Genomic DNA, 5,678 nt, shown 5'->3' with positions numbered 1-5,678 from the left:
ACACAGTGCGGTTGCCGTACTAGGTGGCTGGTGGCGCCGCGGGCAGTCGCACGGTGACGCGGAGCCCTCCTTCGGCCCGAGGGGTGAGGGCGAGGGTTCCGTCGTGCGCCTCGGTGATGCTCTTGACGATCGCCAGACCGAGGCCGACACCGGCGTGGTCGGTGCGGATGCGTTCGGTGCCGCGCTGAAACGGCTCGACGAGCGTGGCAGCCAACTGTGGGGCGAGCTTCTCGCCGGTGTTCTCGACGGTGAGCACCACGATCCCGGGGCGAACACTGGTCGTGACCCACACGGTGCCCTGTTCGGGCAGGTTGTGGACGATCGCGTTGTGCACGAGGTTCGTCGTCAGCTGGAGCAGGAGCGCGGGTGAGCCGATGGTGGGAGCCAGGTCGCCGGAGGTCTCGATGGTGAGGCCGCGTTCCTCCGCGAGCGGGAGGAGCGTTTCGGTGGCTTCCTCCACTGAGAGGGACAGGTCGACGTGTTCTCGGGTGAAGGACCGTTGGTCGGCGCGGCTGAGCAGAAGCAGTGCCTCGGTGAGGTCGATCGCCCTGGCATTGACGAAGTGCAGGCGGTCGACGAGCTCGCCGATGTGACGGTCCGGATCGTTGCGGGCCACGTCGAGCAGTGTCTGCGTGATCGCCAGCGGCGTGCGCAGTTCGTGGGACGCGTTGGCCGCGAACCTCTGCTGTTCCGCGACGTGTGCTTCCAGCCGCACGAGCATGGCGTCGAAGGTGTCGGCGAGTTCGCGGAACTCGTCCTGACGGCCCGCCAACTCGATCCGGTGGGAGAGCGACCCCTTCGCGGCCAGGCGCGTGGCGTCGGTGATGCGGGCCAGGGGCGCGAGCATGCGACCGGCGAGAATCCAGCCGCCCAGCAGGCCGAACACCAACAGGTACGCCAGCACGACGGCCGCGGTGGGAGCGAACTGGCGCACGACGGCGTAGCGGTAGTCGGGCAGCAGGATGAGCCCCGGGTGGACGACATAGTTCAGGAACACCCACCCGGCCGCGAGCAGCAGGACACCGGCGAGCATGAGAAAACCGGCGTAGCTGAGGGTGAGTCTGAGCCGAACACTCAACCCGCCGGGCCTATCCACGGCCCCCACCCTCGTCCGGTCGCGTGCTGACGCGGTAGCCGACGCCGGGCACGGTGGCGATGACCCAGGGTTCGCCGAGACGCTTGCGCAGCGCGGAGACCGTGATGCGCACGGCGTTGGTGAACGGGTCCGCGTTCTCGTCCCACGCCCGTTCCAGGAGTTCCTCTGCGCTGACGACACCGCCTTCGGCGGCGACGAGGACTTCGAGCACGGCGAACTGTTTCCTGGTGAGCGCGACATAGCTGCCGTCGCGGTAGACCTCGCGGCGGAACGGATCCAGCCGCAGGCCCGCGATCTCTCGCACGGGTGGCCTGTTGTGGGCGCGCCTTCGGTCGAGCGCTCTGAGCCGGAGCACGAGCTCTCGGAGTTCGAAGGGCTTCGTGAGGTAGTCGTCGGCGCCGAGTTCGAACCCAGAGGCCTTGTCGTCGAGCCGGTCGGCGGCGGTGAGCATGAGAATCGGCATGCCGCTGCCGGAGGCGACGACGCGTTGGGCGATCTCGTCGCCGGAGGGGCCGGGGATATCGCGGTCGAGGACGGCGATGTCGTAGCCGTTGACGCTCAACAACTCCAGCGCGGTGTCGCCGTCACCCGCGATGTCGGCCGCGATCGCTTCCAGGCGTAGGCCATCGCGGATGGCGTCTGCCATCAGAGGTTCGTCCTCGACGATCAACACACGCATGCTCCCCGACACTACGCGCCGGTGCATATCGCCGGCATATCGAAAACCAGGCACGCGCCGACAACACCACGCTGCCTTGACTCAGCCGAGTTCGCTCAACACCGCTACTTCGTCGCCGCGCGCGGCCGGGTGCTGGGCGAAGGTGCGCCGATAGGCGTCCGGGCTCGTGTCCAGGGCCCGCCGGAAGTGCCGGCGCAGCGCGGCGCCCGTGCCGAACCCGGACCGTCGCGCGACCGTGTCGACGGCGAGATCCGTCTGCTCCAACAGTTCCTGGGCGCGCCGGATGCGCTGGTTGTGCAGCCACTGCAACGGGTTCGTGCCGAGCCTCGCGTGGAAGTGCCGGTTGAGCGTCCTGGTGCCCAGCCGCGCCTTCGCCGCGAGCTCCTCGACGGTGATCGGCTGGTCCAGGTTCTCGATGGCCCAGTCCAGCACCGGCGCGAGGTCGTCCTGCGCGGACCTCGGCACGCTGAGGGCGCTGTACTGGGCCTGGCCGCCCTCGCGGTGTGGCGCGGTCACCAGCCGCCTGGCGATCTGGTTCGCCGCCGCCGCACCGTGGTCGCGCCGCACCACGTGCAGGCACAGGTCCGTGCCCGCCGCCTTGCCGGCCGAGGTCAGCACGTCGCCCTCGTCCACGTAGAGGACCGCAGGGTCGACCGTGACCGCCGGGTAGCGGGCGGCCAGCATGGACGCGTAGAGCCAGTGCGTTGCCGCGCGACGGTCGTCGAGCAGCCCGGCCTCGGCGAGCACGAACGCGCCGGTGCAGATCGACACGATCCGCGCGCCGTTGTCGTGCGCCGCCCGCACGGCGGCGACGAGATCGGCCGGCGGGCGATGCTGGCTGTCGTGACAGGCCGGGACGATCACGGTGTCCGCGGCGACCAGGTCCTCGTAGGTGTGCTCAGTGGCCGCCGTGAACCAGCGGTCGACGCGCGCGCCGCGCTGCCCGCACACGACGAACTCGTACCAGGACTCCGCCGACTCGGCCCGGCGTCCACCGAAGATCGCGCACGGCGCGGCGAGCTCGAACAGGGGCACTCCGTCGGACAGGGCCAGGGCCACAGTGTGCATGTCCGAAACTGTACACATATCGACCGATCAGACACTCGTGCGCGCCCCTCGGCGTCGACCATCGTGAGCGGCATGGTCACAACGGAGTCGGTAACCCAGCCGGTGGTGTCGTCCCGGTCCTGGTGGGGTGCGGGGCTCGCGCTCGCCGCGATCGGTTGGGGCGCCAACCAGTTCGCCCCGCTGATCGTGCTGTACCAGGCGCGGCTCGGGCTGTCCGCCGCCGTCCTCGAGGCCATGTTCGGCCTCTACGCGCTCGGCCTCGTGCCGGCGCTGCTCATCGGCGGCAGGCTGTCCGACCGGTTCGGCCGCCGCCCCGTGGTGCTACCCGCGTTGGCGCTGTCGTTCGCGGGCAGTTGCCTGCTGATGGCGGGCGGCGACCAGCCGAACCTGCTGTACGTCGGCCGCTTCCTCGCCGGAGTCGCGAGTGGTCTCGCCTTCGGCACGGGCGCCGCGTGGCTGAAGGAACTGTCGGCGGGCGCCGGGGACGCAGCCGTCGGCCCCCGGCGCGCGACCGTGACGATGACCAGCGGGTTCGCCGCCGGCCCGCTGATCGCCGGCGCGCTCGCTCAATGGGCGCCCGCGCCGACCGTGACCGTGTACCTGCCGCACCTCGTCCTGGTGGCCGTCGGCGTCGCGGTGGTCCGGCGAACCCCCGACTCCGGCCGCCGAGCCGCCGTCCCCACCGTGCCCGACGAGTCCCCTCGGCGACCGCTGCGCCGGCACTTCCTCCTGGTCATCCTGCCCTTCGCGCCATGGGTGTTCGGCACCGCGGCCGTCGGCGTCGCGTACCTCCCCGCGCTGGCGGCCCGCAACGTCGGTGACAAGGCACTGCTCTACTGCGCCGTCGCGGTCGCCCTCGGCGGGGCGGTCGGCATCGCGTCCCAGCCGCTGGCGAAGGCCGTGCACCGACCCGGCACGAACCGGCTGCTGTTGACGGCCATGGGATTCGTCGTGCTGTCACTGGCGTTCGCGGCGTTGGCGGCACAGGTCCTCTCGCCGACGCTGGCCCTGGCCGCGGTCGCCGTGCTCGGCATCGCCTACGGCGTAAGCCAGTTCTGCGGTCTCCTCGAGGTCCAGCAACTCGCCGACACCAGGTCGCTCGGCATCGCGACCGCGGCCTACCAGGCGCTGAGCTACCTCGGTTTCGCCTTCCCGTTCCTGATGTCCCTCGCGCAGGCGCACCTGGGCGCCTCCCCCGGCACGCTCCTGCTGATCCTCGCCGCCATCGCGGCCGTCGCCACGGTGTGGCTGGCCGTGGCCACCGGCAGCCGACGCCGTCGCCTGCCCGCGCGACCGACCGAACGGAGCGCCGCACGATGACCGCCACCAGCCCGCGAACCGAGGAGTCCGACCCGTTCTGCCTGCACCCGGCGCGCGCGGCGCAACTACTGGCCGACGCGCCGTGGCGGCGCTTCGCGGCGATCGGCGACAGCCTCTCGGCGGGGACAGGAGATCCCAGCCCCGGCTACGCGACGCTGCCGTGGGCGCCAAGGGTCGCCGACACCCTCCGCCGCGTGCGGCCGGACCTGGCCTACCTGAACACCGCGTGGGTCGGAGCCAGGGCCACCCAGACGCTGGCGACGCAGGCGGACCAGCTGGTCGCCTTCCGCCCCGACCTGGTGCACGTCTCCTGCGGCGCGAACGACGTGTGGCAGCGCGAGCCCGACTTCGCCGACATCGAGCGAGACCTCAGGCGGGTGTTCGACCTCGCCGCGGGCACCGGGGCGCAGCTGACGACCTTCACGCTGGCCAAGGTGTTCGTGGTGCCGAAGTACCCGGACTTCCGGGACAGGGTGGTGGCGCTCAACAAGATCACCCGCACGCTGGCCGACGAGTACGACGCCGTGCTGATCGACATGTGGGACCACCCCATCATGGCCCGCCCGAACCTGCTGAGCGCGGACCGCATCCACCTCTCGATGTCCGGCCACGCCGTCATGGCGAGCGAGGTCGTCCTCGGCCTGGCCGGCAGGCTCGCGCTCCGCCACTCGCCCTGTCGCAACCAGACAGATCGGGCACATTGACTACTCCCCGTCCTGGAGGACGGGGATTCTCCCGGTCGCCCGGGAGGGTTCCTGTTTCACCGACCGCTGCCCGCTCGTGCGTGCGCACGAGCGGGTCTGACACCGTCTCCACAGGCTTGGACCGCCAGCCCGGCGGCACGAATGTTGATCGCCGCGTTCACGTCCCGGTCATGGGTCGTACCGCAGCCACACGTCCACATGCGGACGCTCAACGGCATCCCGTCTCGCAGGGCGCCGCAGGCCGAACACAGCTTCGAGGAGGGAAACAACCGGTCCACCGCGATCACGGTGCGCCCGTACCAGTCGGCCTTGTACTCCAGCATGGACCGCATCTGCGTCCAGGACGCGTCCGAGATGGCCCGGGCGAGCCTGTGATTCTTGACCATGTTGCGGACGGCCAGGTCCTCGATCACGAGCGTTTGGTTGTCGCGCACGAGTCGAGTGGTGAGCTGGTGCAGGAAGTCCCTGCGCCGGTCGGCGATGCGGGCGTGGACGCGGGCGACCTTCAGCCGGGCCTTGTCCCGGTTGTTCGAGCCCTTGGTCTTGCGCGACAGCACACGCTGGGCCTTGGCCAGACGTTGCCGGTCCTGGCGTTCGTGCCGAGGGTTGGTGATCTTCTCCCCGGTGGACAGGGTCACCAGGCTGGTGATCCCGGCGTCGATACCCACCACTGCCGTGGCGGCGGGCATCGGAACAGGGGTGTCCTCGCACAGCATCGACACGAACCAGCGTCCGGCCGGGTCGCGGCTGACGGTCACCGTGGACGGCGTGGTGCCTTGGGGCAGGGGTCGGGACCACACGATGGCCAGCG

6 protein-coding genes are annotated in these 5,678 nt (G+C 70.6%); 2 read left to right on the top strand and 4 right to left on the bottom strand.

Annotation, left to right across the window (positions count from 1 at the left end):
* Positions 1-19: 19 nt before the first annotated feature.
* The 3 genes from F0L68_RS40960 to F0L68_RS40950 all read right to left on the bottom strand — a co-directional run bounded on the left by F0L68_RS40960 (position 20) and on the right by F0L68_RS40950 (position 2,843).
* On the bottom strand, positions 20-1,096 hold the full coding sequence (locus tag F0L68_RS40960) for a sensor histidine kinase (protein WP_149855311.1): 1,077 nt from the start codon (positions 1,094-1,096) through the stop codon (positions 20-22).
* Positions 1,089-1,775: a response regulator transcription factor gene (locus F0L68_RS40955; RefSeq protein WP_149855310.1), complete on the bottom strand. Its 687-nt coding sequence runs from the start codon at positions 1,773-1,775 to the stop codon at positions 1,089-1,091. Before F0L68_RS40955 ends, F0L68_RS40960 begins: the two co-directional genes overlap by 8 nt.
* 81 nt (positions 1,776-1,856) lie before the next feature.
* Positions 1,857-2,843, bottom strand: coding sequence for a GlxA family transcriptional regulator (locus F0L68_RS40950; protein ID WP_149855309.1), 987 nt, complete (start codon positions 2,841-2,843; stop codon positions 1,857-1,859).
* Positions 2,844-2,915: 72 nt separating this feature from the next.
* Here F0L68_RS40950 and F0L68_RS40945 point away from each other — a divergent pair, with 72 nt between their 5' ends.
* Both F0L68_RS40945 and F0L68_RS40940 read left to right on the top strand, forming a co-directional pair.
* On the top strand, positions 2,916-4,163 hold the full coding sequence (locus tag F0L68_RS40945) for an MFS transporter (protein WP_149855308.1): 1,248 nt from the start codon (positions 2,916-2,918) through the stop codon (positions 4,161-4,163).
* On the top strand, positions 4,160-4,867 hold the full coding sequence (locus F0L68_RS40940; protein WP_149855307.1) for an SGNH/GDSL hydrolase family protein: 708 nt from the start codon (positions 4,160-4,162) through the stop codon (positions 4,865-4,867). The genes F0L68_RS40945 and F0L68_RS40940 overlap by 4 nt, the downstream gene beginning before the upstream one ends.
* Before the next feature lie 56 nt (positions 4,868-4,923).
* Here the strand turns inward: F0L68_RS40940 and F0L68_RS40935 are convergent.
* The coding region (locus F0L68_RS40935) for an RNA-guided endonuclease TnpB family protein (protein ID WP_149855306.1) at positions 4,924-5,678 on the bottom strand (755 nt) is incomplete at its 5' end.

Source organism: Solihabitans fulvus (assembly GCF_008386585.1).
Lineage (GTDB): Bacteria > Actinomycetota > Actinomycetes > Mycobacteriales > Pseudonocardiaceae > Solihabitans > Solihabitans fulvus.
The sequence above is the reverse complement of the archived record's forward strand: the minus strand, read 5'-3'. Positions and strand labels throughout refer to the sequence as shown.

Coding starts and splice junctions, on each gene's coding strand:
- F0L68_RS40955 (WP_149855310.1), bottom strand. CDS start 1,775: ATGCGTGTGTTGATCGTCGAGGACGAACCTCTGATGGCAGACGCCATC.
- F0L68_RS40950 (WP_149855309.1), bottom strand. CDS start 2,843: ATGCACACTGTGGCCCTGGCCCTGTCCGACGGAGTGCCCCTGTTCGAG.
- F0L68_RS40945 (WP_149855308.1), top strand. CDS start 2,916: ATGGTCACAACGGAGTCGGTAACCCAGCCGGTGGTGTCGTCCCGGTCC.
- F0L68_RS40940 (WP_149855307.1), top strand. CDS start 4,160: ATGACCGCCACCAGCCCGCGAACCGAGGAGTCCGACCCGTTCTGCCTG.